This window comes from Ilumatobacter sp., from assembly GCF_049588435.1.
Lineage (GTDB): Bacteria > Actinomycetota > Acidimicrobiia > Acidimicrobiales > Ilumatobacteraceae > Ilumatobacter_A.
Genome location: NZ_JBAVYV010000582.1, coordinates 1 through 1,801 on the forward strand (window position 1 = coordinate 1; position 1,801 = coordinate 1,801).

1 protein-coding gene and 1 pseudogene are annotated in these 1,801 nt (G+C 65.2%); both read right to left on the minus strand.

The window, feature by feature from the left end; translation table 11 throughout:
- A pseudogene (locus WBV89_RS21910) lies at positions 1-1,438 on the minus strand (hypothetical protein); the annotation flags it as partial.
- A 48-nt stretch (positions 1,439-1,486) separates the two neighbouring features.
- Positions 1,487-1,801: LytR C-terminal domain-containing protein (locus tag WBV89_RS21915; RefSeq protein WP_423983453.1), on the minus strand; the 315-nt coding region annotated here is incomplete at its 5' end.

A 1,801-nucleotide genomic window follows, 5' to 3' on the forward strand; every position in this document is an offset into this window, starting at 1 on the left:
GTACAACCTGCGCGAGTGGGACGAACTCGAGCGCCTCGGTCGTGACCGCCAAGGGAGGGGTGTCGATGATGATCACGTCGACGCGCTCCGACAGCGCCGCGACGAGGCGGTAGGTGCCGCGTGTCAGGTCGCCGGGGCTGTCGCCGAGGGGCGAGAGATCGAGCAGTTCCAGACCTGGCATTCTCGTCGTCGTCAGGAATTCCTCGGGGTCGAGGCGATCGATGCCGGCGAGTCCGGCCGGGAGCACGGGCCGCTCATCGGTGAGGATCGTCGTGATGACAGGTCGACGGAAGTCGGCGTTGACGACCACCACACGACGGCCTGTCTCGGCGAACGCGGCCGCCAGGTTGACGGCGGTCGTTGTCTTTCCCTCCGAGGGGCTCGGCGACGTCACGAGCATCACTCCGACGCGGTCGTCGGTCGCTGACGGTTGGCCGCCCGCAGCCATGAACGTGAGCGAGGTGCGCAAGGATCGGAACGCCTCGGCCGCAGCACCGTTCTGTTCCGGGCTGACAACGATCCTCGCCGCACGCTGCTTGCGCGTGAGCGACGGCAACTCGGCGACCACGGCCGCCCCGAAGGCCTCCTCCGCCTTGCGACGGTCGCTGATCTTGGAGTCCAGGCGCTCCGCAAGCAGCGCCAGACCGGCACCGATCAGGGCCCCGAGCGCCGCACCGAGGGGAACCCTCGTCGAGCGGGTCCGCGGTGGGTTGAACCCCCCAGTGTTCTGCGGAACGGGCTGCGCACGCTCGAGCGACGTGAGATTCAAGTCTGCGGTGTCCGTTCCCGTCAGAGTTCGATACGACTCGTACGCCGTCGAATACTCGCGAACAGCTGTATCGCGACGGGACCGGACGATCGAATCCACCTCATCAGCGACCCCGCCCGCCTCGAGTGTCTCAGCCTGGGCGGCGAGTTGTTCACCGACCTCGGCGTCGAGTTCTTCGATCTCGGTTTCGAGACGGTCGATGTCAGCCAAGGCGTTGGCGAGGCGATCCTGGCGGATTTGTTCCTGCTGTTCAGCGAGGTAGCGGACCGTGATGTCGGCGAACGCATCCGCGATTCGCACTGCATCATCGGGATCGTCCTGCGTCGTCGAAAACTCGAGCGTTCCTGTCGCCTGATCCTCGGTGACGACGAGGTTCGACGCAAGAACGGCCGGTGGCCCAGAATATTCGAGCTGTTCTGCCGCCAGGCGGGGAACCTCGCCCGTGGTCGCGAAGATCGGAACCTGTGCGAAGGTGATGGTACCGATGAGGGGCTGCGATCCGAATTGGTCCGTGCTCGACAGGAGCGTGTGCCTGGCGAGGTACGTCTCCTGGATCGGTTCCGGTTCCGGGTCCGTTCCCACGAACGCGAAGCCGGCGCCGATCAGCGCGCAGACCGCGATGATCGGCCAACGGCGGAGGAGAATTCGGATGTACTCAACCGGTTCCATGGAACCTCCAAACATTCGAGTAGAAGCACGTCCGGGTCGTACTGTCGATCATTGCGGACCAACCAGGACGAGGACGTCGAGATTCGATCCGAACTCGGCCCAGTTCGGATCGTCCGGGTTCGCCTCGATGACGAACTCCGGAGCGGCATTGACGAACTGGTTGACGGTCGCGGCCGCAATCTCTTGACCTGGGGCGAAAACGACCGTGTGTTGGTCGACACCGACGACGCCATCCCCCGGACCCTCGGGGTCGAATCCTTCGCCCCCCAAGATCCCCGTGGTGAACGATGCAGAGCCTGCAGGCCCTCCCGCATTCAGCACTCGGACGCGGACAGCCGTTCGTTGCTCGACGGGAACCGTCGG